The following is a 24321-nucleotide window of genomic DNA, read 5'->3' on the forward strand; positions in this document are numbered from 1 at the left end:
GTCAGGGCTCGGGGCCTCTGTCCGGAGTGCCAGATTGATCGCGAAAGTGACTTGCCTCTCATGGTGCGCAGGTTTACAGTCGAATTGGAATACCAAGATGGTATGCCAAAGCCTCCCCCACCGAAAGGCCAGCGTCATGCGCAATGATGCGAAGACCGCAGCCGGCTCCGACCTCGCCGTCGTCGACGCCCCAGCGTCCCCCTCCTTCCGGGCCCGCCCCGCCCTGTGGCTCGCCATGATCGGGGTCTCCACGGCCGTCTGCGCCGTCGCCATCAGCATCGGCACCCACAAGTTCCAGATCGGCCACGCGGCGATCGTCCTCATGCCCATCCTGTGGACCGTGCTCATCGGCGGTTTCCTCGGCGTCCAGAAGTGGAAGCCGATCGGCGGCCGGGCCCGAGCCGTGTCCACCCATCTCCAGGACGTCTCGATCGTCTTCTTCCTGGCCGGGCTCGGGACCCAGATCGGGCCCTCCCTCATGAAGTTCACGAACCTCGGCCCCGCGATCCTCCTGCAGGAGGTCGGGCACGTCGTCGGCACCGTGATCCTTGCCCTCCCCGTCGCAGTCGCCCTGGGCATGGGGCGCGCCGCGATCGGCGCGACGTGGTCGATCGACCGCGAGTCCTACCTCGCCTTCGCCATCCAGCGCTTCGGCGTCCGCTCCCCGGAGTACCGCGGCGTCTTCGCCGTCTGGGTCCTGGGCAGCGTCTTCGGCGCCGTGTTCATCTCGATCCTGGCCGGCCTCCTCGGCGGGCTGGACTTCTTCGACCCCCGGGCCCTCGCCCTGGGCCTGGGCCTCGGCTCCGGCTCGATGATGCTCGGCGGCGTCGGCGCCCTCTCGATCCTCTATCCCGAGATGGCGGGGGAGATCGCGGCGCTCGCCGCGCTGTCCAACCTCGTGACGAACATCGTCGGCTTCTATGCCGGAGTCTTCATCGCCCTGCCGATGTGCCAGAAGCTCTACAAGCTCTGGTCGCGCCTGTTCGGGCGGGACGACCTCGGCCGCCGGGTTCGCCGCGGCCCCGGCGCTGCCGCGGCCACGGTGCTGGCCAAGCGCGAGGGCGCCGTGGGCGAGGGCACTGTGCACGACGGCGGGCGCGACCGCCAGCGCGGTACCTCGGGCAACCAGGCTGGCAGTCCCCTCGATGCTGTCGACATCCACGGCATCGAGACCGACCCCGTGCTGAAGCGCACGCCGCTGACCTGGATCGTCTCCTTCGCGGCCGCCGGCGGCGCGGGCCTCCTTCTCAACGCCCTCGGCACCGGCTCCCTGCGGCCCGAGGACTCCGTCGGCGTGCTTGTCCTCCTCGCGCTCACGGCGATCGCACTCGTGCTCGCGAAGCTCGTCCCCGCGGTCCCCTCGAGCATCTGGGTCCTCGCCCTGGCCACCATCGCCTCCGCGACGTTCCTGCCCACCGGGCCCTTCGTCGCGTCCGTGACCCACAACATCAACGTCCTGTACGCTGGCCTGCCCATGATCGCCCTCGTCGGCATGTCGCTCGGGCGGGACGTCAAGGCGCTGCGCTCCCTGAGCTGGAAGATCGTCATCGTCGCCCTCATGACGTTCACGGCGAGCTTCGTCGCCGCGGCCGCCATCGCCGAGGCCGCGCTCCGCTTCTGACCCGCTGTCAGCACCGAGGGCGGGGGCCGGCCACGCGGCGGCCCCCGCCTCCGCCCGTCCAGCCCTCACCGACAGAAAGGCCCGAACGATGCTCATCACCGATGTCCGCCCCTGGGGAGGCGACGCCGTCGACCTCGAGGTGCGCGACGGGCGGATCGCGGCGATCCACCCGCGCGGGCACGGGGCCGAGCGGACGCATGCCGACGACGCGCGGCCCGCGCCCGACGTCGTCGACGGACGGGGCCGCCTCGCCCTGCCCGCGTTCTCCGACGTCCACGTCCACCTCGACTCGACCCGCATCGGGCTGCCCTTCCGCGAGCACACCGGCGCACCCGGCGTGTGGAACATGATGAGCAACGACCGCGCCCACTGGCGCGACACGCCCGTCCCGTACCCCGACGTCGTCGCCGGGACGCTCGAGCGGATGATCGCCCGCGGGACGACGCGCGTGCGGTCCTACGCCCAGATCGACGTCGACTGCAAACTCGAGCGCTTCGAGGCAGTCATGGCCGCGAAGGGGCGCTTCGCCCAGGCCGCCGACGTCGAGGTCATGGCCTTCCCGCAGGCAGGCCTCCTTCTCGAGGAGGGCACCGTGCCGCTCCTCGAGGAGGCCCTCCGCGGCGGCGCGACGACGGTCGGGGGCATCGACCCCTGCCAGCTGGACCGCGATCCGGTCCGGCACCTCGACATCGTCTTCGGGCTCGCCGAGAAGTACGGGGTCGACGTCGACCTCCACCTGCACGAGCCCGGCCACCTGGGGGTCTTCAGCGCCGAGCTCGTCTTCGAGCGCACGCGCGCGCTCGGGATGCAGGGCCGCGTTTCCCTCTCCCACGCCTATGACCTGGCCAACGTCCACCCCGAGGTGACCGCGCGGCTCGTGGAGGAGATGGCCGAGCTCGACATCGCGTGGGCCACCGTCGCCCCTGCCACCGGAGGGACCCAGTTCGACCTGGCCCGGATGACGGAGGCGGGAATCCGCGTGGGCCTCGGCGAGGACGGCCAGCGCGACTACTGGAGCCCGTACGGCAACTGCGACATGCTCGACCGCACCTGGCAGCTGGCCTTCACCCACCGCCTGCGCAAGGACCGGCTCATCGAGCACTGCGCGGCCATCGCCACCATCGGCGGCGCGTCGATCATGGACCGGAGCGCGCCGCGGCTCGCGAGCCCGGACGACAGGCCGGGCCTGGCGCCCGGCGATCGCGCGGACATCGTCCTGGTCGACGGCGAGACCGTCACGAGCGCCGTCATGGACCGCGGCACCGACCGCACCGTCCTCCACGACGGCAGGGTCGTGGCCGACGGGCTGGCCGTCCTGCCCGGCGCGGCCGGGTAGAGGGGCTCTTCGGGCCGGGCGGCTCAGACGATCTCGATGCCGTCCTCGAGCTCGAGCGTGCGTGCCTCGGCGAGGCCGGTCAGAGCGGCGGCCACGTGCACCGCGCCGTGCGCGCCGAAGTGGTCGTCGAACTCGTCCGGCCCGATGAACTTCCACTCCGTGAGCTCCTCCTGCTGGAGGGTGACCCGCGCGCCGTCGGGGAGGCTCCCGCCGTCGTACAGGAAGCTCAGCCCGTCCCCGATCGGGTCCGGGAAGGCCGAGTGGGCGATGAGCAGGAGCGCTCCCGGCTCGATGTCCAGGCCCAGCTCCTCGCGGCCCTCGCGGCGGGCGGCGTTGCGGGGCGCCTCGCCGGGGTCCACGGTGCCGCCGGGGAGGAGCCAGCCGTCCTTGTAGTTGGGCTTGACCGCGAGCACGGCGCCGTGCCCGTCGCGGATCACGAGGCCGGCCGCGAGGCGGCGGCGGGGGAGCGTGCGGAAGTACTCCCGGCTCACGGGGCTCAGCTCTTCCATGGAATCGAGCCTACCCGCGGTACCGTGTGCGTGTGGCGTTCCTGACCCGAGCCCCCATGGCGTTCGCCCACCGGGGATTCTCGCCGGAGGGGCTCGAGAACACGCTCACGGCGTTCCGGGCCGCCAGAGAGCTCGGCTTCACGCACCTCGAGACTGACGTGCGGGCCACGGCCGACGGCGTGCTGGTCGCCTTCCACGATGAGCGCCTCGACCGCGTCACGGACCGGAGCGGCCCGCTGCGCGGGCTCACGTGGGCATCGGTCTCGGCCACGAGGATCGGCGGCATCGAGCGGATTCCGCGCTTCGAGGAGCTCGCCGAGGAGTTCCCGGACGCCCTGTTCAATGTCGACGTGAAGTCCGCCGACGCCGTCGTGCCCCTCGCCGGGGTCATCGAGGGGCTCCGGCTCCACGACCGCATCCTCGTGACCTCGTTCTCCGACGTGCGCCGGCGGGGCGTGCTCGCGCTGCTGTCCCGGCGTGTGGCGTCCTCGGCGGGACTGCGCGGCTCGGCGGCGTTCCGGCTGCTCGGCTCCTCGCTCGCGGACCGAGCCCTGCGGAGGGTCCTGCACGACGTCGACTGCCTCCAGGTGCCCGAGCGCGCCGGCCGGCTGCGGGTCGTCACCCCGCGGACCGTCGCCCGGGCGCACCGCCTCGGACTGCAGCTTCACGTGTGGGTGGTCAACGATCCCGCCGACATGGCGCGGCTCCTCGACGCCGGCGTGGACGGGCTCGTGACCGACCGGGCCGACGTGCTGCGCGGGGTGCTCGAGGCGCGGGGGGCCTGGCCGCCGGGGCGGTAACCGAGTGGCGGAAAACACATTCCGACAATGCCGGGATGGCATGATGGGGCCCATGCGCATTCTCATCGCCCCGGACAAGTTCAAGGGCTCCCTGACCGCCGCCGAAGCCGCCGAGGCGATGGCCGAGGGCGCCCTCGGCGTCTACCCCGAGGCCGAGATCCTCCGGGTCCCGATCGCCGACGGCGGCGAGGGCACCCTCGAGGCCGCCGTCGCCGCGGGTTTCGATGAGCGCATCCGCGCCGTGACCGGCCCGCTCATCAAGCCCGTGGGAGCCGCGTGGGCCATCAGCGGCACGACCGCCGTGATCGAGACCGCGCAGGCCTCCGGGCTCGCTGCCCTCGGCCAGGAGCCCGACGCCGAGACCGCCGGCCGCGCCCACTCGTACGGCGCGGGCCAGCTCATCGCCGCCGCCCTCGACGCGGGGGCCACCGAGATCATCCTCGGCCTCGGCGGCTCGGCCATGACCGACGGCGGCTCCGGCGCCCTCCGGGCCCTCGGCCTGCGGCCCCTGGACGCGTCGGGCAACGTCGTGCCGCTCGGCGGGGCGCACCTGAAGGACGTCGCCTCGGTGGACGCCTCCGCCCTCGACCCCCGGCTCGCCGGCGCGACGCTGCGCATCGCCGTCGACGTCCGCAACCCGCTCACGGGCCCCGAGGGCGCGGCCCACATCTTCGGACCGCAGAAGGGCGCGGACCCCGAGCTCGTCGAGGCGCTCGACGCCGGCCTGCGCACGTGGGCGCGCCTCCTCGCCGAGGCGACGGGGCGCAACGTCGACGTCCCGGGAGCCGGCGCAGCGGGCGGCTTCCCCGCGGCGTTCCTTGCCTACACGGACGCCCGGCTCGAGAGCGGCTTCGACCTCGTCGCCGAGCTCGTGGGGCTGGACGCGCGGCTCGCACTCGCGGACCTCGTCATCACGGGCGAGGGCTCGCTCGACGGGCAGTCCCTCACGGGCAAGGCCCCGATCGCCCTAGCCGACCGCGCCCGGGACCGCGGCATCCCGGTCGTGGCCGTCGCGGGCCGGCTCCTCGCGACGCCTGAGCAGCTCGCCGAGCACGGCATCGAGACAGCCGGGGCCCTCGTGGACCTGGCCCCGAGCCCGGCCGAGGCCATCGCCGAGGGCGCCCAGTACGTCCGCCGGGCGGTCGCGGAGCTCCTGGAAGGAGCCTGACCCACCCCACACCAACCCCCAGATGCGGGGTCACCTCCCTCCGATGAGGGGTCACGTCCCAAGGATGAGGGGTCAAGTCCCAGCGTTGCGGGGTCACCTCCCAAGGATCCGGGGTCACGTCCCAAGAATGCGGAGTCACTGAGATCCCAGGCCAATGATTCACCCGGCCCGAGATTCGCGCGCGGCCGGCCGGTTGGGCTCGCCCGGACCGTTCCGTGTGAGACGCTTCGCGAGCTGGAAGCCCGAGACTTGAGGCCGCTATGACCCCGCATTGCAGGGACGTGACCCGGGATCCTTGGGAGGTGACCCCGCAACGCTGAGAGCTGACCCCGGATCCTTGGGAGGTGACCCCGCATTTCAGGCTAGGCCCGAGGTGCTGCTAGCGCCCCAGAGCTGCAAGGGCGTCGAGCTGGAGCACGAGCCACGGGCTGAAGGCGTAGGGCGCGGCAGCCACGGCGGTCCGGAAGCCTTCGGGTTCGGCCCAGACCCACTCGGCCACCTCGTCGGGAACGGGCTCGGGGTCGGTGGTCGCAACGGCGCAGTAGACCGGGCAGATCTCGTTTTCGACGATGCCCGAGGCGTCCACAGCCCGGTAGCGGAAGTCGGGCAGGACGGGCTCGATGCCCGTGAGTTCGAGCCCGAGCTCCTGTCGCCCCCGCCGGCGGATCGCCTCCTCGAACGGCTCCCCGGGAGCCGGGTGCCCGCAGAACGCGTTGCTCCACACGCCGGGCCACGTGGCCTTCGAGAGGGCACGCCGGGTCACGAGGATCCGCCCGTCTGGGCCGTAGACGTGGCACGAGAAGGCCAGGTGCAGGGGAGTCTCCGCCGTGTGGACGCTCGCCTTGGGGGCCGTGCCGAGGGGGCGGCCGTCGTCGTCAACGAGCTGCACGAGCTCCACGGGTGCGTCCATCCCCCCATTCTCCCAGCCGCCGCCGACCACGCCCGCGCCTCGGGCCACGCCCGCGCCGCCGTCCGCGCCCGCCGTCGTGCGCCCGAGCCTCAGTGCGAGGGCCCCTCCTCGACGGCGGCGGGCTCGGTCGCCGGTTCGGCAAGGGTGCCCCGCCACCGCGCGACCGCCGTCATGCCGTGGAAGACGAGCAGGGCCGCGGCCGAGCCGAGCGCGATGCCCGCGAAGGAGAGCTCACCGAGGTTCCACGTGTAGTCGGCGATGCCGACAACGAGCGCGACCGCCGCCGTCGTCAAGTTGATCTGGTTCGAGAAGCTGACCCGGTTCTGCACCCAGATCTTGACCCCGAGCACGCCGATCATGCCGTACAGCATCGTCGCGGCGCCGCCGAGGACGCCGGCCGGGACGGTCGCGATGAGCTCGCCGAACTTGGGCGAAAAGCTCAGCGCGAGCGCCGTGCCGCCTGCGATCCAGTACGCCGCCGTCGAGTAGACCTTGGTCGCGGCCATGACGCCGATGTTCTCGGCGTACGTCGTCGTGCCGGAGCCGCCGCCGACGCCGGCGAGGACGGTCGCGGCGCCGTCGGCCATGAGCGCGCGGCCGGCCATGTCGTCGAGGTCCTGCCCCGTCATCGCGGCGACGCTCTTGACGTGCCCGATGTTCTCGGCGGCGAGCACGAGGACGACCGGCACGAAGAGCCCGAGTACGCCGACGTGGAACTCGGGCGTCTGGAAGTGCGGGAGGCCGATCCACGCGGCGGCGTCGACCTTCGAGAAGTCCACCTCGCCGCGCGCCACCGCGACGCCGTACCCGATGACGACACCGACCAGGATGCTGAGCCGCCCGAGGATCCCGCGGAACAGGACGGAGACGAGGATGATCGCGAGCAGCGTCACGAGCGCCGTGACGGGCGCGGCGTCGACGTTCGCCTTCGCCGCGGGCGCGAGGTTGAGCCCGATGAGCGCCACGATCGCCCCGGTCACGACGGGCGGCATGACGATGTTGATCCAATGTGCGCCGAACGCCTGCACGATCCCGCCGACCGCCGCGAGCACGACGCCGGCCACCACCACGCCGCCGAGCGCGCCGGCGACGCCGAACTGCTGCTGTGACGCCAGGATCGGGGCGATGAACGCGAACGATGACCCGAGGTACGAGGGCACGCGCCCGCGCGTCAGGACGAGGAACAGCAGCGTGCCGACGCCCGAGAAGAAGAGCGTCGTGGCCGGGGGCATGTGGGTCAGGATCGGCACGAGGAACGTCGCGCCGAACATCGCCACGACGTGCTGGAGGCCCACGCCGATCGTGAGCGGCCACGCGAGCCGCTCCTGCGGCGCGACGACCTCGCCGGGGCGCACGGACCTGCCGTCGCCGTGAACTGTCCATCGGGTTCCGAGCAGGCTCATGGGGCGCCTTCCGAGCGGTGGTGGGGAGGGGGAGGGGACTCCCGGTGCACATCCTACCGGCGGGTCACGTCCCGTCCGGGTGCCGGCCCGAGCTGCAGGTGCGCCTCGCGCGGGGGGCGGACGACGCCGTCGTGCGGCGCTGTGGCGAACGTCACCGGCCCTCACGGGATTCACGCCGGGCGCGCGCCGGTTGCCACGATGGAGAGGGCGGCCGAGGGCGCCGCCGGGAGGAGAAAGCATGAGCATCGCGCACGACGAATCTGTCCTCGAGGAGGTGGCGGTCGACGCCCTGTTCGCGCAGGCCCGCACGGCCAATGCGTTCACCGGCGAGGTGACCGACGCCCAGGCCCGGGCCATCTACGAGCTCGCCAAGTACGGCCCGACGGCCTTCAACTCCCAGCCGCTGCGCATCACGTACGTGCGCACCGCCGAGGCGCGCGAGCGGCTCGTGCAGCACCTGTCCCGGGGAAATCAGGAGAAGACGCGCCTCGCCCCGCTCGTCGCGCTGCTGAGCGTCGACGCCGAGTGGCACGAGCGCTGGGACACCTTCCTGCCCGCGGCGATCCGCGGCAAGGCCCGGTACGACGCCGACGAGCAGCTTCGCGCCGCCACTGGCCGGGACAACGCGCACCTGCAGGCCGGCTACTTCATCCTCGCCGTGCGCTCGCTCGGCCTCGCGGCGGGCCCGATGACCGGGGCCGACTTCGCCGCGATCGACGCCGAATTCTTCCCCGGCGGCGACCGGAAGAGCTTCCTCGTGGTCAACATCGGCAAGCCGGGCGACGACGCGTGGGGCCCGGCGAAGGCCAAGCTCGACTACGAGGACGTCGTCGAGACCGTCTGAGCGGCGCCCCCCGGGTCGCGGCTCGCCGTCCCGGGGCCGCGTCCCAGCAACGCGGGGTCACCTCCCAGCGTTGCGGGGTCACTTCCCGCGCGGGCGGCCCGCCGCCGGGCGGCCCAGACGGCGCGCAGCTGCTCGCGAAGCGAACCCTCTCCCCAGCGCACCAGTACGACGACGCCGACGGCACCCGCGACGAGGGCTGCGGTCCCGCTCGCAAGCAGGGCCCAGCGCGGCCCCGCCGCGCCCGCGAGCCAGCCCACGAGCGGCGCGCCGAGGAACGACCCGCCCTGGATCACCGCCATGTACAGCGCCATGACGCGCCCGCGGTACTGTGCGTCGATCGAGAGCTGGATGAGCGTATTGCACCCGTTGAGGAACGTGATCGCCGTGACCCCGACGAGGACCAGCGAGACGGCGAACCACGCGTATCCGGGCGCGAGCGCCGAGCCGATCGCGGCGAGACCCAACGCGAAGGCGGCCGCGAGCACGAGGGCCATCCGGAGCGACCGCCGCCGCGCCGCGAGGAGCGCCCCGGCGAGGGTCCCGACGGCCATGACGGAGCCGAGCAGGCCGAAGCCGTCGGGCCCGACGGCGAAGACCTGGGCCGCCATGATCGCGTTCGTGATCTGGAAGTTCATCGTGAACGTGCCCACGATCCCGGCCATCACGAGGATCAGGAGAACGCGCGGCCTGCTCCGGACGTAGGCGATGCCCTCGCGCACCTGGTGCCGCCCGCGCGGTGCAGGCGCCGAGCGGTGCAGCAGCTCGGGGCGCAGCCGCAGGAGGGAGACGAGGACGGCGGCGAAGCTCGCGGCATTGAACAGGAACGCCCAGCCAGTCCCGACGGCGCCGATGAGCAGCCCAGCGGCGCCGGGGCCAGCGAGGCGCGCGAGGTTGAAGGACGTGCTGTTGAGCGCGACGGCGTTGGGCAGGTCCGCGGAGCTGACCAGCTCGGACGTGAATGACTGCCGCGCCGGGGCGTCGATCGCGCTCGCGACGCCGAGGCCCAGGGCAATCGCGTAGACGTGCCACAGCTCAACGGTTCCCGTGAGGACAAGGAGGCCTTGGACGAGGCCGAGGAGCCCGAGCGCGGACTGGGTCGCGAGGAGGATGCGGCGCTTGTCGAGCCGGTCGCTCAGGACGCCGGCGTAGGGCCCGAACACGAGGATGGGCGCGAACTGCAGGCCGGTCGTGAGGCCGACGGCGGCGCCGTCGTGGTCGGTCAGGGCCGTGAGGACCAGCCAGTCCTGGGCGACGCGCTGCATCCAGGTCCCAACGTTCGAGACGAGGGCACCCGTGGCCCACAGGCGGTAGTTCGGGTGGCCGAGGGCCTGGAACATGCGGCTCATCGGGCGGTCATCTCCAGCAGGAGCTCGGCAGCCCGCTGCAGGGCGGCGCGGTCTCGCTGCGGCAGGCCCTCGATGCGGCCCGCGAGCCATGCGGCGCGCAGCCGGCGGGACTCTTCGAGGACCTGCCGCCCCTCGTCCGTGACGCTCACGACGACCTGCCGCCCGTCCGTCGGGTGCTCTCCCCGCCTCGCGAGGCCGCGCTCACAGAGGTGGTTCACCGTGCGGGTCATGCTCGGCGCCTGGACGTGCTCGAGGTCCGCGAGCTGGCGCATCGTGAGCGGGCCGCGCGCGTTCAGGAGCGCCAGGACCGTGTTCTGGCCCGGGCTCACGACGTCGCTGCTCGCCTCGGTGCGCAGGATCCGGGAGGTGCGCATGAGGGCCGCCCGGAGTTCGGCGGCGAGTTCGAGGGTGTCCGGTGCGGGGGGTTGCGAGGGAGCGTCTGGGAAGGCCATCGATACTTAGCCTAGCTCATTACCTTTGCTAAGGATATGGCCCGGGTCACCCTGATAAGGAGAGACAAGTGACCCCGCATCGCAGGGACCTGACCCCGCATCGCTGAGAGGTGACCCCGCATCCAGGATCGGATGCGGGGCCAGCTCCCTTGCTTGCGGGGTCAGTTCCCTAGGCGATGACCGAGTCGACGAGCGCCTTCGCCTCGGCCTGGACCTGGGCGAGGTGCTCGTCTCCCTTGAACGACTCGGCGTAGATCTTGTAGACGTCCTCGGTCCCAGACGGCCGGGCCGCGAACCACGCGTTCTCGGTCGTGACCTTGAGCCCGCCGATCTTGGCCCCGTTGCCCGGCGCCTCGGTGAGCTTGGCCGTGATCGGCTCGCCCGCGAGCTCGGTCGCCGTGACGTCGGCGGCGGAGAGCTTGCCGAGCTTGGCCTTCTGCTCCCGGCTCGCCGCGGCGTCGATGCGGGCGTACGACGGCGAGCCGTACTGCGCGGCCAGCTCGCCGTAGAGCTCGCTCGGCGACTTCCCGGTGACGGCCTTGATCTCGGAGGCGAGCAGGCACAGGAGGATGCCGTCCTTGTCGGTCGTCCACACCCCGCCGTCGAGCTTGACGAAGCTCGCCCCGGCGCTCTCCTCGCCGCCGAAGGCCCCCTGACCGGAGAGCAGCCCGGGCACGAACCACTTGAACCCGACCGGGACCTCGACGAGCGGCTTGCCCAGCCCCGCCGCGACGCGGTCGATCATCGACGAGCTCACGAGCGTCTTGCCGACGACGGTGTCCGGACGCCAGCCCGTGCGGTGGCGGTAGAGGTAGTCGATCGCGACCGCGAGGTAGTGGTTGGGGTTCATGAGCCCGCCGTCGGGGGTCACGATGCCGTGCCGGTCGGCATCGGCGTCGTTGCCGGTCGCGATGTCGTAGCTCGCGTCCCCGGAGGCCACCTTCTGGATGAGCGAGGCCATCGCGGACGGCGACGAGCAGTCCATGCGGATCTTCTCGTCCCAGTCCAGGGTCATGAATGCCCACTGGGGATCCACGGTCGGGTTGACCACGGTCAGGTTGAGGTGGTGGCGCTCGCCGATCTCGCCCCAGTAGTCCACGGACGCCCCGCCCATCGGGTCGGCGCCGATGCGCACGCCCGCGTCCCGGATCGCGGCGATGTCGAGGACCTGGGGGAGGTCGTCGACGTAGGACGAGAGGTAGTCGTACTGGCCCGTCGTGTCCGCGGCGAGGGCGTCGGCGAGCTGGATGCGCTTGACCCCGCTGAGGTCCGCCTCGAGGAGCTCGTTGGCGCGGTTCGCGATCCATCCGGTCGCGTCGGTGTCTGCCGGGCCGCCGTGCGGCGGGTTGTACTTGAAGCCGCCGTCCGACGGCGGATTGTGGCTCGGGGTGACGACGATACCGTCCGCGCGGGCCGGGTCGTCCTCGGGCCGGCCCGCGTTGTACTTCAGGATCGCGTGGCTCGCCGAGGGCGTGGGGGTATAGCCGTGCCGGGCGTCGACGAGGACCTGGACACCGTGGGCCGCGAGGACCTCGAGGGCTGTGTTCGTGGCCGGCTCGGAGAGCGCGTGGGTGTCCCTGGCAAGGAACAGGGGGCCGCGGATGCCCTGCCCGGCGCGGTACTCGACGATGGCCTGCGTGATCGCGGCAATGTGCTTCTCGTTGAACGAGGCCTTGAGGCTCGAGCCGCGGTGGCCCGAGGTGCCGAACGCCACACGCTGGCCCGGGTCGCTCAGATCCGGGGACACGTCGTAGTACGCGTCGAGGAGCGCGGTGATGTCCACGAGGTCGCTGGGAAGGGCAACAGTGCCTGCTCGGTTCGCCATGGACCTAGCTTTGCAGAGAAGGCATCGAACAGGTGGCCGCACGGTGAAGATTCCCCGAATGTGCAGCAGTGAGACGCGGCCCTCAGCCCTGCCCCTCGGCCAGGACCTTCTCCGCAAGCTCCCGTAGGGCCCCGGACAGGTAACTGTCGGGGATCTCGAGACGCCGCGAGCCCAGGCGGAGCGTCCACTGGAACGCGTCCCGCGCGCGCGAGGGCGCGCCGCCGAGGCCGCCGGCCGGAGCCGCCCCATCCTCCGAGGAGAGCTGCTCGCCCTCATCCCGGGCGGCGCGGTAGAGTGCCGCCCATTCGGCATCGGGGCCGTCCGAGCGCAGCCGGAACTCCACGGCGCCTGTCCGGGAGATTCCCGCGACGCCGCCCGAGCGGGTGACTTGGATCCTCATCGCACGCGCGCCTCCTAGCGCCCCCCGGAACCGCCGCCCTTTCCGTTCCCGTTCTTGCCGTTCTTCGCGTTCTTCCCGTTCGACTCAGTGAGCCGCACCGTGAGCCCGACCCCGCGCCACGCCGCACGCACGGCCTGCTCCTCGGCGGACTCGCGCCCATACAGGGATCGGGCGACCCGCACAGTCTCGCGCGCGAAGCCGCGGAAGTCCACGTCCACCGGAAGCTCGCGCAGCGCCACGGTCTGGAACCAGATCTTCCCGGCCTTCTCCCACGCGTGCCCGCCGAGCGCCTCGGCCGTGAGGTAGAACGCGCGGTTGGGGATGCCCGAGTTCACGTGGACGCCGCCGTTGTCCTCGCGTGTGCGGACGTACGCGTCCATGTGCGCCGGCTGGGGGTCCTTGCCCAGAACCGGGTCGTCGTAGGCGGTCCCGGGGGCTTCGAGGGAGCGGACCCCCCGGCCCTGGATGCCCTGCGCGAAGATCCCCTCGCCGACGATCCAGCTCGCCTCCTCGACGGTGTGCCCGCGCTCGAACTGCTCGACGAGGACCCCGAACACGTCCGCGAAGGACTCGTTGAGCGCCCCGGACTGCCCGCGGTACGCCAGATCGGTCGTGTGCTGGAGGAGCCCGTGGCCGAGCTCGTGCGCGATGATGCTCAGCGAGACGGTGAAGGAGTTGAAGACCTTCCCGTCGCCGTCGCCGAAGACCATGCGCTCGCCGTCCCAGAAGGCGTTGTCGTACCCGACCCCGAAGTGGACCGTGCCCTCGAGGGCGAGCCCCGCGCCGTCGATGCTTGACTGCTCGAGGATCTGCTCGAGGAAGCGGTAGGTGCTCCCGAGCCCGTCGTAGGCGCGGTTGACGTCGGCGTCGGCGACCGGGTCCTGCCCTTCCTTCCGCACGAGCCGCCCCGGCAGCCGCTCGGTGTTCTCGGCGTCGCTGATCTCCCGGCGCAGCGTGCCGGGCTCGGCGAGCATGCCCGTGTGCCGCCGGGCGGGCGCCTCGCGCCGGTGGCGCATGCGCTCGTCCGCCAAGAGCGTGCGGCGCGCGAGCTCGGCGACGACGTCGAGGCCCGGCGCCCCCGTGCCCCACTCTCCCTCGTCGGGTTCGGCCGCGGGGCCGGGGATCGCCGTCGGGCGCGCCGTGGCGCTCCGGGCGAGCCGCTCGAGCAGGTATGGCGGGATGGCCCCGTGGTGGCGGCGCGACGCCAGTGCGGACGACGGCGGCGCGGGGCGCGGTGTGCGCTCGAGGCGCGGCATCTGGTCAGAGTGCGACATCGGCAAACCCCGTGATCTCGTGCCAGCGCTGGGCGACGCCGCGGGCGCCTCGTGGCACGGAGTAGCGGTCGGCGGCGGCGAGCGGACCGACATCGAGGCCCGTGAGCTGCCCGATGTCCTCGACCGGGACCTGGAAGGTCCGGTACGCGCCGAGGGCGGGGGCCTCGCGCACCCCTGGCCGGAGCACCTGCTCGAGCCCATTGCTCTGGTCGAGGATGTAGCCCGTGCAGGCGAGCCGGCCGCCGTCGTCGCCGGGCCCGGAGTTCCAGGCCCCGATCTTGAAGAACTTCCGGGGAATCATGGCGCCACGGTACTGGGGGTCGCCGACATCGAAGACGGGGCCCGAGAAGACGCTCAGGCGCTGCCGGTGGGTATCGGCGTGCTCGAGGATGTAGTCCTCCAGACCGAGCCACAGCTCGCGGCCCTGGTTGAAGAAGTCTGCCTGCGGCGCGCAGACGGTGTAGTGGAAGGTGTCCAGATTCGCCCGCTCCGCGGTGGCCCGGTCGCCCCAGATGGGGTCCTGGCGGCGCACGAGGTGCCCGCGGTCGAAGCGGTTGTCCTTGTAGAGCTCGTTCCCCCACTGCTGGTCGGGGTGGATGCGGGGGTCGAGATTCCACGTCTCGCCTCCGCGCGTGATCGCCACGAGGCTCGCGCCGTCGATGTTCACGGCCGTCGAGGCCGGCATGCGGCGTTCGGGGTCTTGGTGGATGGTGAAGTGCGTGTAGTCCAGCTCGAGGAGGCCCGGCCCCGAGGGCATGGGAACGTCCTGGGGCGTGCCGAGGAACTCGGGGTCATAGCCGTCGCCGCCCGGCCTGCCACGCTGGGGTTCGACGGCGGGTGGCTGGGTCTGGGCGGGCGTGGTCGGCGTGGGGGTGGTCTCTGGCTGGGACATGGCTTCCCTCGCTTCGGCTCGGTGCGATCCTCCTGTGCCGAGGCCTGTGCGGGGCCCCGGCCGGTGCGTGCCACCAGCATCGCACCAGCCTCTGACAGTCGAAAGCGGCTACGGGGCGCGTGGGATGCCGGGGCTCGTGGACTGCTGCCATCCGCTCCGGCGAACCAGCGAGTAGGCTGAGACACGCTAGGCACCCGGGCGCCGCGTGCGCAGAAGGCAGGAGGGGCAGTTCATGTCGCAGGAGCCGGAGCAGGACCGTGCCGGGCAGCGCGGTAACGGGCACGCGGACGGCAACGACGCCGGGTCGTCCCAGATGCCGGTCGGCGGCCCGGGGTCCGGAGGTACGGCCGGGCCCGAGAACACGTCCGCAGCAGGGCACCCGGCCGCGCCCGAGCGGCCGAGGTACAACCCGCCGTCGTACGTCCCTCCCGTGGAGGCGGACAAGGACGCCAACGCCACGGAGCCGATCCCGAGCTACCCCACGAGGCCCATCCCGCGCGACCTCCCGCCGGGCGCGCCACCCCTCCCGGGGAGGGCGGGGCCGGGGGCGGGGCAGGGCCAGCAGGAGTCCGCCCAGCAGGCCCGTGGGGCAGCCTCCGCCTCGAGCCCGCAGTCGGCGACGCCGGGTCCGCCCCAGCTCCCTCAGCCCCAACCGGGCCCGCCCCAGCCCCACGGCTATCCGGGCTATCCGGCCGGGTCGACGCCGGGCCGGCCCACCGGCTACGCGGGTCAGCCCCAGCCGCCTGGCCAGCAGCACCCGGGCCCCCCGGCCCAGCAGCACCCCGGCTATCTCGGCCAGCAACATCCCGGCCATCCCGGCCAGCACCCCAGTGCGGCCCAGTTCCCCGGCGCCGCCCAGCCGTACTCGGGCCAGCCCTACCTGCCGCAGGGCTACCCGCAGCAGCCGTACGCCCAGGGCTACCCGGGCTACCCGCCGGCGCAGGCCTACGGCCAGCCCCTCTACTATGCCCCGATGGCGGAGCCCAAGGGCCTGAGCATCGCGGCGATGATCTGCGGGATCGCGGTCTACGCCGGCTTCGGGTTCCTCATCCTGCCGCAGATCGCGGCGGTCGTCCTGGGCCACATGGGGCTAGCGCGCGAGCCCGGCGGCCGGGGCTTCGCGATCGCCGGGCTCGTCATGGGCTACATCGGCATCGCGCTGACCCTCGCCTTCCTGGCCTTCTTCGTCGTCTTCGCCTCGAGCCTCAACCAGTCCCCGTACTGACCCTCGGCACGTGCAGCAGCCGGGCGAGCCGGAGGAGGATCGCCTCCGAGCCGCCATGCCCCACGAGCTGCACCCCCGCCGGCAGGCCGGCGGCGTCCCAGTGCGTCGTCGCGACGACTGCGGGCAGCCCGCACACGTTGACCCACGAGGACCACGGCGCGAACTCGCACTGCCGGCGATAGTCATCGTCCGCCGTCGCGCGCCAGTCGGGGCCGCCGGAGAACCAGCCCACGGGCCGCGGCGACTGCGCGAGCGCGGGGGAGAGGACGGCGTCCCAGCCCGAGAGCTGCGCGACCATGTCCCGCTCGAACCCGTGCAGGAAGACGAGCGACTCCTCGAGCTTCGCGCGGCTGCGCTGCTGGGCCCGGCGCCGGAACGCGCGCGTGAGCGGGGTCAGGAGCGGCTCCCGCGTCGGCGGGATGCGCGCCGTCCCGACGCCCGCCGTCCACGCCGCGGTGAACGCGTCGGGGTAGCGGTTGTCGAACCGCAGGTCCGCCTCGGCGACGAGGTGCCCGGCGTCCTCGAGGCGCACGACGGCGCGGCGGAGCGCCTCGTGCGCGTCGGCGTCGGGCTCGACGGGGTACCGCCCGTCCCACGGGCTCGTGAGGCTCACGGCGATCCGCAGCCGCCGGGGCTCGCGCACGACGGCGTCTGCGTACGTCCCGGCGTGGCGTGCAGCGAGTGCGCGGTTGCCGCCCAAGGCCGCGAGCGGGCCGGCGGACCCGGCCGCCGCGCCCACGGCGCCCGAGGGCGCCGCGCCCGTGAGCACGTCGAGCAGCAGGGCCGCGTCCTCGGCGCTCGCGGCGAGCGGGCCGGTCACGACGAACCGGGACGCCCCCGATTCGCCCGCGGCCTGCCCGGCCGGGACGAGCCCGCGCCCGAGCTTGAGCCCCACGATCCCGCACGCCGCGGCCGGGATGCGGATCGACCCCCCGCCGTCGCTGCCCGCCGCGAACGGCACGAGCCCGGCGGCGACCGCCGCTGCCGAGCCGCCCGAGGACCCGCCGGAGCTCAGCGCGAGCCCGTGCGGGTTGCGCGAGGGCGGTGCGATCCGGTTCTCCGAGTACGCCGTGAGCCCGAACTCCGGCACCTGCGTCTTGCCCAGGCTCACTGCCCCCGCCGCGCGGAGGAGCGCGACGAGCGCCGAGTCAGCAGGGGCGGGGCGGGCGTCGATGGCCGCGCTGCCGTGCGTCGTGGGGACGCCCTCGACGTCGGCGAGGTCCTTGTGCGCCGTCGGCACCCCGTGCAGGGGCGGGAGCTCGTCGAGGCGGCCGTCCCGCGCGAGGCGCGCGTGCAGCGCGTCGGCCGCCGCGGCGTCGTCGAGCGCGCGTTCGGCCGTGACCCTGACGAATGCGCCGAGGAGTCGGTTGCGGTCCTCGATCCGGGCCAGGAAGTGCGCTGCGGCCTCGCGCGCCGAGACTTCCCCGGAACGCAGCGCGTCCCGCAGCGCGAGCGCGGACCCCGGCCACGCATCCCCGGCGGGGTCCGCGCACGGGAGGCGGCCGGCGTCGTCTGTCACCGGGCCACTATAGGCTGGAGTCAGCACGGTGTTAGGAGGCAACCATGGCTGATTTCGAGACCGTCAGCGTCGACGCGCTGCCGGGGACGGTGACCCTGCTCGACGTCCGCGAGGACTACGAGTGGGAGGCGGGCCACGCCGAGAACGCGGTGCACATCCCCATGGACCAGATCCCCGCCCGGCTCGACGAGCTCGACCCGGACGAGGACCTGTTCGTCATCTGCCGCACGGGCGGCCGGTCCGCGCGCGTCGCGCACTGGCTCGTCGCGCACGGCTACTCGGCCATGAATGTCGCCGGCGGCATGGATGCGTGGCTCACGGCGGGGAGGCCGATCGTGTCCGAGAACGGCCAGACGCCCGCGGTCATCTGACGTGGCGGACCTGACCTACACCTTCCTCGGCCCCGAGGGCACCTTCACCGAGGCGGCCCTGCTCAAGGTCCCGGGCTCCCGCGACGCCCGGCGCATCCCCGCCCCCAACGTCAACGCGGCGCTCGACGCCGTCCGCTCGGGCGAGGCCGACGCCGCCATGGTGCCGATCGAGAACTCCGTCGAGGGCGGCGTCACCGCGACCCTCGACGCGATCTCCACGGGCCCCGAGCTGCGGATCGTGCGCGAGGAGGTCGTGCCGATCACCTTCGTGCTCGTGGCCCGCCCCGGGACGCGGACAGCGGACGTGCGCCGGATCGCGACGCACGGGCACGCCTGGGCACAGTGCCGCGGCTGGGCGGCGGCCAACGCGCCCGACGCCGTGCACCTCGCCTCGAGCTCGACGGCGGCCGGTGCCCTCGCGCTCCTCGAGCCCGCCTCCCGGCCCGGGGATGCGGCGATCTGCGCGCCCATCGTCGCCGAGGAGCACCCCGAACTCGCGGTCCTCGCGACGGACATCGGGGACAACCCCGGCGCCGTCACGCGGTTCATCCTCGTCTCGCGGCCGGGGCCGCTCCCGCCACGCACGGGAGCGGACAAGACGACCGTCGCCGTGCCCCTGCCGGAGGACCGTCCCGGCGCGCTCATGGAGATCCTCGAGCAGTTCGCCGCCCGCGGAGTCAACCTGTCCCGCATCGAGTCACGGCCTACGGGCCAGTACCTCGGGCACTACTTCTTCAGCATCGACGTCGACGGCCACGCCCAGGACGCGCGCGTGGCGGACGCGCTCGCGGGCCTGCACCGGATCAGCCCCGAGACCCGCTTCCTCGGCTCGTACCCGCGCACCGACGGCGCCGAGCCGCACGTCGCAGCGCACGTGTCCGACGGCGCGTTCGCCGCCGCCCGCTCGTGGGTCGAGGGGATCCTGGCGCCTGAACGGGCTGCGCCGGGCGGATGAGGGGCGCCGAAGCCCCTACGCGACCCGCACGAGGAGGTTCGCCGGGTGCACCTCGACGCGGATCTCGGTCGCAGCGCCCGTGACGTCGCCGTCGACCTGGGTCTGGATCGGCTCGGCGCTGCGGATGGTGACCTCCCGCGCGCCGTAGGAGGCCATGACGGCGAGCTGGCGCTTGTGCTGGACGAGCACCTTGACGTACATCGAGACCCAGCCGATGAGGCTGCGCGGGCTCATGACGACGACGTCGAGCACGCCGTCGTCGATGTACGCCTCGGGGATGAAGTCCACCCCGCCTGGGAGCTTGCTGCAGTTCGCGAAGAGCACCGCGCGGACGCGGCGCGCCTGGAAGTCGGCGCCGTCGAGCGCGATCTCCACGCGCTTGCGCGCCCTGCCCGGCATGTGCCGGATGCCCGCCTCGGTGTACGCGATCCAGCCGACGGCCTTCTTGAGGTCCTCGTTCATGTCGCCGAGCACCTCTGCGTCCATCCCGACGCCGGCGATGACGAGGAACGTGTGGGTCGACACCTCACCGGTCTCGGAGTTCGCGAGCCGCATCGAGGCCGTGTCGATGCGCCGCTGCCGCCCGAACACGGCGGTGTGCACGCAGTGGGCCAGCCGCGTGACGTCGAGGTCGAGGTTGCGCGCGAGCAGGTTGCCCGTGCCCAGGGGGACGAGCCCCATGGGCACGTCCGTGCCCGCGAGGCCCTCGGCGACGACCCGCACGGTGCCGTCGCCGCCGCAGGCGATGACGACGTCGGCGCCCGCCGCGATCGCGTCCCGCACCATCGAGTGCCCCGGGTCCGTGGCGATCGTCTCGAAGACGAGGGGAGCGGGCCAGCCCGCGCCCCGGCACGCGGCTTCGACGAGGACCCGCGCCTCCTGCGCGCGGTCCTTGACGGGGTTGAGGACGACCGCAATCTGCTGCGGCCCCGGCGCGGGCGCCGTGGCCGGCTCCGCGACCGCCGAGCGTGCATGCTGCTCGGCGAGCCGGCGCACGCCCCACCAGCTGGCCACGGCGAAGCCGCCGGCCACAAGGAGGACGCTCGCAATGATGAGGTTGCGCATGGTGTTCTCACTTTAGCGCCGCGCGGCTCCGGCTAGTCTTGGACTCGTGATCGACGTCAAGGACCTCACCGAGAACCCCGAGAAGTACCGAACCAGCCAGCGCGCCCGCGGGGCGGACGAAGCGCTGGTGGACCGGATCATCTCCGCCGATTCCCGCCGTCGTGCGTCCCTGATTGAGTACGAGACGCTGCGCGCTGAGCAGAACGCGTTCGGCAAGAAGGTCGCGGCCGCGAAGGGCGAGGAGAAGCAGGCCCTGCTCGCCGAGGTCAAGGACCTCGCCGCGCGGGTCAAGAAGGCCCAGGCCTCTGCCGACGAGGCGCAGGTCGAGATGGACGAGCTCATGCGGACCGTCCCGAACCTCATCATCGAGGGGGTTCCGGCTGGCGGGGAGGACGACTACGTCGTCGTCAAGACTGTCGGGGTCCCGCGGGACTTCTCCGTGGAGGGCTTCGAGCCGCGCGACCACCTTGAGATCGGCGAGCTCATCGGCGCGATCGACATGGAGCGGGGCGCCAAGGTCTCCGGCTCGCGGTTCTACTTCCTCAAGGGCGCGGGCGCCCGGCTCGAGATCGCCCTCCTGCAGATGGCCATGGACCAGGCCGTCCGGGCCGGCTTCATCCCGATGATCACGCCGACGCTCGTGCGGCCCGAGACGATGCAGGGGACCGGCTTCGACGTCTCGCACGACGCCGAGATCTACCGCCTCGCCGAGGACGACCTCTACCTCGTGGGGACCTCCGAAGTGGCCCTCGCCGGATACCACGCCGACGAGATCATGGACCTCGCCGACGGGCCGGTGCGCTACGCCGGCTGGTCCTCGTGCTATCGACGCGAGGCCGGCTCGCACGGCAAGGACACGCGCGGGATCATCCGCGTGCACCAGTTCAACAAGGTCGAGATGTTCTCCTACGTGCCCATGGAGGAGGCCGAGGCCGAGCACGCCCGGCTGCTCGCGTGGGAGGAGGAGATGCTCGCGAAGGTCGAGCTGCCGTACCGCGTGATCGACACGGCCGCCGGCGACCTCGGCATGAGCGCGGCCCGGAAGTTCGACTGCGAGGCGTGGGTCCCGACCCAGGGCCGGTACCGCGAGCTGACCTCGACCTCGAACTGCACGGGCTTCCAGGCCCGCCGGCTCAACGTGCGCGAGCGCGTGTTCGACGCCGAGGGGTCGCCGAAGGGGACCCGCACCGTCGCGACCCTCAACGGGACCCTCGCGACGACGCGCTGGATCGTGGCGATCCTCGAGCACCACCAGAACGCCGACGGCTCCGTGACCGTCCCCGCAGCCCTGCGCCCGTACCTCGGCGGCCAGGAGGTCCTCCCGGTCCTCTAGCGCTCCCGGCGCCGTCGCCCGCTCGTTCACCGGGCTGTCGAAAATGCCCCGTGTTTCGGACAATTCCCCCCGCTTCGGGACGGGGCATCTTCCGAAACACGGGGCACCATCGTCCCCCTTGCGAGAGTTATGCACAGATGAGCGGATCGCAGTAGCAGGCCGAGTGGCCACGCGCTTGGCTTGCACTCATGAAGTTCCCCCGGGTGACGTTCCTCAGCTCCGCGGCGGAGTACCGCACGGCCAGAACGCCGCGCCAGCTCAGCCAGGACTACGCTGCCGGACGGCTGGTCCGCCTGAGGCGCGGGGTCTACCTGGAGGCTGAGGAGTGGCTCTCCGGCACCGGCGCGGACCGGTATGCGATCACGACGGCGTCGCTGGCCGTGAGCGGGAAGGCGCCCGTTCTCTGCCGGGAGACGGCACTCATGGCGTGGGGCATCGAGCTCGCACGGATCCCGACGCACGTCCGCTACCGCACCGCCAGGCGCCCCGAGGTCGGAGCCATTCCGCCGCGAAGGATCTATGGCAACGAGGCGGCGGCCCGTGAGACCTGGCTCAAGTCACCCCGGAAGGCGTCCGGGGCACTCCCGACGGGCTTCCCCGACGCGAAGCACCATTGGGAGCCGGGGTCCTCCACGGAACTGCTGCTGCCGCATCTCGGCCTCACCCTCCCCCTCGAGCCCTTCGATGCTGTCTTCGCGGACACGCTCCACCGGCTCCCTTTCACGGAGGCAGTCGTCATCGCGGACGCGCTCGTGGCCGGCAGGGCCGGGCCGAAAGTGCGTCGGACACGCGAGCAGCTCCAGTCCCTTTGCGATGCGATGACCAACGCTAGCGCCCGCGCCCGTACGGCCTTCGTTCTCAGTTTCGCGGACGGCGCCTCTGAATCCGTCGGAGAGTCCTTCAGCCGGGCCCTCATGTGGAAGCTGGGATTCGAGATGCCCGAGCTCCAGTTCTGGGTGACCCGCGATGGCCGGCGCATCGCCCGGGTGGACTACGTGTGGCCCAGGATCCGGCTCACCGGCGAGTTCGACGGCCTCGTGAAGTACCTGAGGTCCCAGGAGCTGAGCGGGAAGGCAGCGGCCGAGGTCGTCGTCGAGGAGAAGCGGCGTGAGGACGAGGTGCGTGCGTGCGGATACGGCATGGTCCGTTGGGTGTGGGCCGACCTCCTCGAGCCGGAGCGGTTCGCCGCGATCCTTCATCGGGCGGGAGTGCCTCATCGGCAGTGACGCGTGCAGTGACGAGCGACCACCGCTTCTGCCCCGTGTTTCGGAAAATGCCCTCCGCTGGGGGACGGGGCATTCTCCGAAACTCGGGGCATCTTCATGCGGATCTCGCCCCGAGTGAATACCCACACTGTGGGCAGGGCTGTGAGTATTCACTCCGTGTTCACGGGCCGTGTGGCTGGGGTCCTTCAGGACCTCCGGTAACCGGTGTTCTACTATTGCCTATGACTACAACGCTGAATGCTGGCATCGAAGACCAGCTCAAGATGACAAACCGCAAGCTCATCGGCCTCGACGTGGACGGCACCCTCGTCGACCACTACGGCCACATGTCGCCCGCCATCCGCGAGGTCGGCAACGCCGTCGTCGCCGCTGGCCACGAGGTGGTCGTGGCCACGGGTCGCTCGTTGGGCGCGACCCTGCCCATCGTGGAGCTGCTCGGGATCGAGCGAGGGTACGCCGTCTGCAGCAACGGCGGCGTCACCGTGCGCATCAACGCGGGCTCCAACGGCGGCTACGAGGTCATCGACCGCCGCTCCTTCAACCCCGCGCCTGCCCTCAAGGCCCTCCGCCACCGCCTGCCCAACGCGAAGTACGCGCTCGAGGACATCGGCGGGAACTTCCTCTCGACCGAGCGCTTCCAGGATGCGAGCTTCGGCGTCGAGGCCACGGGCGTGACCTTCGAGGAGCTCCTCGACGCGACCGCCGTCCGTCTCGTCGTCTTCTCCACCGACTCCACGGCCGAGGAGTTCGGCGACGCCGTAGAGTCAATCGGCCTGCATGGTGTCACTTACTCCGTCGGCTGGACGGCGTGGCTCGACATCGCCGCCCAGGGCGTCACGAAGGCGAGCGGGCTCGAGGTGCTGCGCGCCCAGCTCGGCGTCGCGATCGAGGACACCCTCACGATCGGCGACGGCCGCAACGACATCGAGATGCTCCAGTGGGCCGGCCGCGGCGTCGCGATGGGCCAGGCCCCCGACGAGGTCAAGGCCGCCGCCGACGAGATCACCACCACCGTCGAGGAGGATGGCGCCGCCGCGATCCTCCGCTCGCTCCTCTAGCCCGCCGGCGGGCGGGTCAGGCCCCCGCGCACGACGGCGCGTGTCCGCTTGGGCCGGTCACGCCCCGGCGGCCTCAAGCATCCCCAGAAGCCGGGCGGCGGCGGGCCGGGCCGCGAGCTCCTCGTGCCAGTGCGCCCGCGAGATAGCCTTCGACACGGCCTGCGCCGTGATCCCGAGTGCCTCGGCGACGGCCTTCTGCTGGCCGCGCACGCCCGGGGTGAGCAGTTCGAGGACCCGCCACTCCGCCGTCGTGCGCCGTGCGACCTCGAGCCCGAGCAGCCGAAGCACCCCCTCGGCCTCTGAGGCGAGGGCGGCGTCCGGGCCGTCGACGGCGATCGCCGCCTCCTCGTGGGAGGCCTGGGCGCGCTCGACGGCGCGGCGGGCGTACACGAGCCCCTGCCCGCGGACGGCATCGATGGCCTCTGGCAGCGGAGTGTCGAGCGGCCCGACGCCGATGCCGACGTTCCAGCGCACCCCGCCGCACGCGTCGGGGCGGAGGGCGGCCAGGGCGGCGTCGACCGCCGGCCCGGGCGCGGCGAAGACGGCCTGGACCTCGTCGCCCACGGTCCTGGCGAACGGCACCTCGGGCTTTGCCCGGGCGAGTCCCCTGAGCAGCTCGGCCACCCGGTCCCCGCCGCCGCGGTCGCGCTGGTTGATCGTGACCGTGTACATGGGCAGAGCCTAGCGGCGCGGGCGCGCCGATCGGCCGCTCAACGCGCGAGAGGTGGCCACTGAACGCGCGAGAGGTGGCCACTCAACGCGCGAGAGGTGGCCACTCACCATGATGGG

At 72.4% G+C, this 24321-nt stretch carries 23 protein-coding genes; 11 read left to right on the forward strand and 12 right to left on the reverse strand.

Going from position 1 to position 24321, the window contains the following annotated elements; translation table 11 throughout:
- The first annotated feature begins 136 nt into the window (after positions 1–136).
- Together BV907_RS03350 and BV907_RS03355 are read left to right on the forward strand one after the other, a co-directional pair.
- Entirely contained in the window at positions 137–1621 is a 1485-nt protein-coding gene (locus BV907_RS03350) for a DUF3100 domain-containing protein (RefSeq protein ID WP_245827766.1), read from the forward strand.
- Positions 1622–1709: 88 nt separating this feature from the next.
- Positions 1710–2957 carry an amidohydrolase family protein gene (locus BV907_RS03355; protein ID WP_077488239.1) on the forward strand — a complete coding sequence of 416 codons (1248 nt, stop codon included), beginning with the start codon at positions 1710–1712 and terminating at the stop codon, positions 2955–2957.
- Positions 2958–2980: 23 nt separating this feature from the next.
- On the opposite strand, the gene BV907_RS03360 is transcribed toward BV907_RS03355, so the two are convergent.
- Positions 2981–3466: an NUDIX domain-containing protein gene (locus BV907_RS03360; RefSeq protein ID WP_077488240.1), complete on the reverse strand. Its 486-nt coding sequence runs from the start codon at positions 3464–3466 to the stop codon at positions 2981–2983.
- Between the two features lie 56 nt (positions 3467–3522).
- Between BV907_RS03360 and BV907_RS03365 the strand changes: the two genes are divergently transcribed.
- Together BV907_RS03365 and BV907_RS03370 are read left to right on the forward strand one after the other, a co-directional pair.
- Positions 3523–4266 (forward strand): glycerophosphodiester phosphodiesterase family protein, encoded by a 744-nt coding sequence (locus BV907_RS03365; protein ID WP_077488406.1) that lies wholly within the window; start codon positions 3523–3525, stop codon positions 4264–4266.
- A gap of 52 nt (positions 4267–4318) precedes the next feature.
- Positions 4319–5434, forward strand: a complete 1116-nt coding sequence (locus tag BV907_RS03370) for a glycerate kinase (RefSeq protein WP_077488241.1) — start codon at positions 4319–4321, stop codon at positions 5432–5434.
- 379 nt (positions 5435–5813) lie between these two features.
- Here the strand turns inward: BV907_RS03370 and idi are convergent, their stop codons facing one another.
- A complete protein-coding gene (gene idi, locus BV907_RS03375; RefSeq protein WP_077488243.1) occupies positions 5814–6344 on the reverse strand; it encodes an isopentenyl-diphosphate Delta-isomerase in 531 nt (176 codons plus the stop codon).
- 89 nt (positions 6345–6433) lie between these two features.
- The gene (locus tag BV907_RS03380) at positions 6434–7747 is read right to left on the reverse strand and encodes a uracil-xanthine permease family protein (RefSeq protein WP_077488244.1); all 1314 of its coding nucleotides are present in this window, start codon (positions 7745–7747) and stop codon (positions 6434–6436) included.
- A 238-nt stretch (positions 7748–7985) separates the two neighbouring features.
- On the opposite strand from BV907_RS03380, the gene BV907_RS03385 reads away from it, so the two are divergent.
- Positions 7986–8591, forward strand: a complete 606-nt coding sequence (locus tag BV907_RS03385) for a malonic semialdehyde reductase (protein WP_077488245.1) — start codon at positions 7986–7988, stop codon at positions 8589–8591.
- Here BV907_RS03385 and BV907_RS03390 read toward each other — a convergent pair.
- The 6 genes from BV907_RS03390 to BV907_RS03415 form a co-directional block, all read right to left on the reverse strand.
- Positions 8564–9937 (reverse strand): MFS transporter, encoded by a 1374-nt coding sequence (locus BV907_RS03390; RefSeq protein ID WP_077488246.1) that lies wholly within the window; start codon positions 9935–9937, stop codon positions 8564–8566. The genes BV907_RS03385 and BV907_RS03390 overlap by 28 nt on opposite strands.
- On the reverse strand, positions 9934–10389 hold the full coding sequence (locus BV907_RS03395; protein WP_077488248.1) for a MarR family winged helix-turn-helix transcriptional regulator: 456 nt from the start codon (positions 10387–10389) through the stop codon (positions 9934–9936). Before BV907_RS03395 ends, BV907_RS03390 begins: the two co-directional genes overlap by 4 nt.
- A gap of 169 nt (positions 10390–10558) precedes the next feature.
- The gene (pgm, locus tag BV907_RS03400) at positions 10559–12214 is read right to left on the reverse strand and encodes a phosphoglucomutase (alpha-D-glucose-1,6-bisphosphate-dependent) (RefSeq protein WP_077488250.1); all 1656 of its coding nucleotides are present in this window, start codon (positions 12212–12214) and stop codon (positions 10559–10561) included.
- Between the two features lie 82 nt (positions 12215–12296).
- Complete coding sequence (locus tag BV907_RS03405; protein ID WP_077488252.1) at positions 12297–12614, reverse strand: protealysin inhibitor emfourin; 318 nt, start codon at positions 12612–12614, stop codon at positions 12297–12299.
- A gap of 14 nt (positions 12615–12628) precedes the next feature.
- Complete coding sequence (locus tag BV907_RS03410; protein ID WP_245827767.1) at positions 12629–13888, reverse strand: M4 family metallopeptidase; 1260 nt, start codon at positions 13886–13888, stop codon at positions 12629–12631.
- Positions 13875–14780: a DNA/RNA non-specific endonuclease gene (locus tag BV907_RS03415; RefSeq protein WP_077488253.1), complete on the reverse strand. Its 906-nt coding sequence runs from the start codon at positions 14778–14780 to the stop codon at positions 13875–13877. The genes BV907_RS03410 and BV907_RS03415 overlap by 14 nt, the downstream gene beginning before the upstream one ends.
- A 232-nt stretch (positions 14781–15012) precedes the next feature.
- Here BV907_RS03415 and BV907_RS03420 point away from each other — a divergent pair, with 232 nt between their 5' ends.
- Complete coding sequence (locus BV907_RS03420) at positions 15013–16005, forward strand: DUF4190 domain-containing protein (protein ID WP_245827768.1); 993 nt, start codon at positions 15013–15015, stop codon at positions 16003–16005.
- Here BV907_RS03420 and BV907_RS03425 read toward each other — a convergent pair.
- Positions 15986–17524, reverse strand: a complete 1539-nt coding sequence (locus tag BV907_RS03425; protein WP_077488254.1) for an amidase — start codon at positions 17522–17524, stop codon at positions 15986–15988. The genes BV907_RS03420 and BV907_RS03425 overlap by 20 nt on opposite strands.
- A 44-nt stretch (positions 17525–17568) precedes the next feature.
- Here BV907_RS03425 and BV907_RS03430 point away from each other — a divergent pair, with 44 nt between their 5' ends.
- Complete coding sequence (locus BV907_RS03430) at positions 17569–17895, forward strand: rhodanese-like domain-containing protein (RefSeq protein ID WP_077488256.1); 327 nt, start codon at positions 17569–17571, stop codon at positions 17893–17895.
- A 1-nt stretch (position 17896) separates the two neighbouring features.
- Complete coding sequence (gene pheA / locus BV907_RS03435; RefSeq protein ID WP_077488258.1) at positions 17897–18850, forward strand: prephenate dehydratase; 954 nt, start codon at positions 17897–17899, stop codon at positions 18848–18850.
- A 15-nt stretch (positions 18851–18865) separates the two neighbouring features.
- Here pheA and BV907_RS03440 read toward each other — a convergent pair whose 3' ends face one another.
- The gene (locus BV907_RS03440) at positions 18866–19915 is read right to left on the reverse strand and encodes a diacylglycerol kinase family protein (RefSeq protein WP_077488259.1); all 1050 of its coding nucleotides are present in this window, start codon (positions 19913–19915) and stop codon (positions 18866–18868) included.
- 46 nt (positions 19916–19961) lie between these two features.
- Here BV907_RS03440 and serS point away from each other — a divergent pair, with 46 nt between their 5' ends.
- From serS to BV907_RS03455, 3 genes are all read left to right on the forward strand, one after another.
- Positions 19962–21248 (forward strand): serine--tRNA ligase, encoded by a 1287-nt coding sequence (gene serS, locus BV907_RS03445; protein WP_077488260.1) that lies wholly within the window; start codon positions 19962–19964, stop codon positions 21246–21248.
- A 188-nt stretch (positions 21249–21436) separates the two neighbouring features.
- Positions 21437–22474, forward strand: coding sequence for a hypothetical protein (locus tag BV907_RS03450; RefSeq protein WP_077488262.1), 1038 nt, complete (start codon positions 21437–21439; stop codon positions 22472–22474).
- A gap of 221 nt (positions 22475–22695) precedes the next feature.
- Positions 22696–23532: an HAD family hydrolase gene (locus tag BV907_RS03455; RefSeq protein WP_077488263.1), complete on the forward strand. Its 837-nt coding sequence runs from the start codon at positions 22696–22698 to the stop codon at positions 23530–23532.
- Positions 23533–23589: 57 nt separating this feature from the next.
- Here the strand turns inward: BV907_RS03455 and BV907_RS03460 are convergent, their stop codons facing one another.
- On the reverse strand, positions 23590–24204 hold the full coding sequence (locus tag BV907_RS03460; protein ID WP_077488265.1) for a hypothetical protein: 615 nt from the start codon (positions 24202–24204) through the stop codon (positions 23590–23592).
- Positions 24205–24321 lie beyond the last annotated feature (117 nt).

The organism is Sinomonas mesophila, assembly GCF_001999765.1.
GTDB classification, from domain to species: domain Bacteria; phylum Actinomycetota; class Actinomycetes; order Actinomycetales; family Micrococcaceae; genus Sinomonas; species Sinomonas mesophila.

Excerpts from the sequence above, each read along its gene's own strand:
- BV907_RS03350 (WP_245827766.1), top strand. The coding sequence starts at position 137 with ATGCGCAATGATGCGAAGACCGCAGCCGGCTCCGACCTCGCCGTCGTC.
- BV907_RS03355 (WP_077488239.1), top strand. The coding sequence starts at position 1,710 with ATGCTCATCACCGATGTCCGCCCCTGGGGAGGCGACGCCGTCGACCTC.
- BV907_RS03360 (WP_077488240.1), bottom strand. The coding sequence starts at position 3,466 with ATGGAAGAGCTGAGCCCCGTGAGCCGGGAGTACTTCCGCACGCTCCCC.
- BV907_RS03365 (WP_077488406.1), top strand. The coding sequence starts at position 3,523 with ATGGCGTTCGCCCACCGGGGATTCTCGCCGGAGGGGCTCGAGAACACG.
- BV907_RS03370 (WP_077488241.1), top strand. The coding sequence starts at position 4,319 with ATGCGCATTCTCATCGCCCCGGACAAGTTCAAGGGCTCCCTGACCGCC.
- idi (WP_077488243.1), bottom strand. The coding sequence starts at position 6,344 with ATGGACGCACCCGTGGAGCTCGTGCAGCTCGTTGACGACGACGGCCGC.
- BV907_RS03380 (WP_077488244.1), bottom strand. The coding sequence starts at position 7,747 with ATGAGCCTGCTCGGAACCCGATGGACAGTTCACGGCGACGGCAGGTCC.
- BV907_RS03385 (WP_077488245.1), top strand. The coding sequence starts at position 7,986 with ATGAGCATCGCGCACGACGAATCTGTCCTCGAGGAGGTGGCGGTCGAC.
- BV907_RS03390 (WP_077488246.1), bottom strand. The coding sequence starts at position 9,937 with ATGAGCCGCATGTTCCAGGCCCTCGGCCACCCGAACTACCGCCTGTGG.
- BV907_RS03395 (WP_077488248.1), bottom strand. The coding sequence starts at position 10,389 with ATGGCCTTCCCAGACGCTCCCTCGCAACCCCCCGCACCGGACACCCTC.
- pgm (WP_077488250.1), bottom strand. The coding sequence starts at position 12,214 with ATGGCGAACCGAGCAGGCACTGTTGCCCTTCCCAGCGACCTCGTGGAC.
- BV907_RS03405 (WP_077488252.1), bottom strand. The coding sequence starts at position 12,614 with ATGAGGATCCAAGTCACCCGCTCGGGCGGCGTCGCGGGAATCTCCCGG.
- BV907_RS03410 (WP_245827767.1), bottom strand. The coding sequence starts at position 13,888 with ATGTCGCACTCTGACCAGATGCCGCGCCTCGAGCGCACACCGCGCCCC.
- BV907_RS03415 (WP_077488253.1), bottom strand. The coding sequence starts at position 14,780 with ATGTCCCAGCCAGAGACCACCCCCACGCCGACCACGCCCGCCCAGACC.
- BV907_RS03420 (WP_245827768.1), top strand. The coding sequence starts at position 15,013 with ATGTCGCAGGAGCCGGAGCAGGACCGTGCCGGGCAGCGCGGTAACGGG.
- BV907_RS03430 (WP_077488256.1), top strand. The coding sequence starts at position 17,569 with ATGGCTGATTTCGAGACCGTCAGCGTCGACGCGCTGCCGGGGACGGTG.
- BV907_RS03440 (WP_077488259.1), bottom strand. The coding sequence starts at position 19,915 with ATGCGCAACCTCATCATTGCGAGCGTCCTCCTTGTGGCCGGCGGCTTC.
- BV907_RS03450 (WP_077488262.1), top strand. The coding sequence starts at position 21,437 with ATGAAGTTCCCCCGGGTGACGTTCCTCAGCTCCGCGGCGGAGTACCGC.
- BV907_RS03455 (WP_077488263.1), top strand. The coding sequence starts at position 22,696 with ATGACTACAACGCTGAATGCTGGCATCGAAGACCAGCTCAAGATGACA.
- BV907_RS03460 (WP_077488265.1), bottom strand. The coding sequence starts at position 24,204 with ATGTACACGGTCACGATCAACCAGCGCGACCGCGGCGGCGGGGACCGG.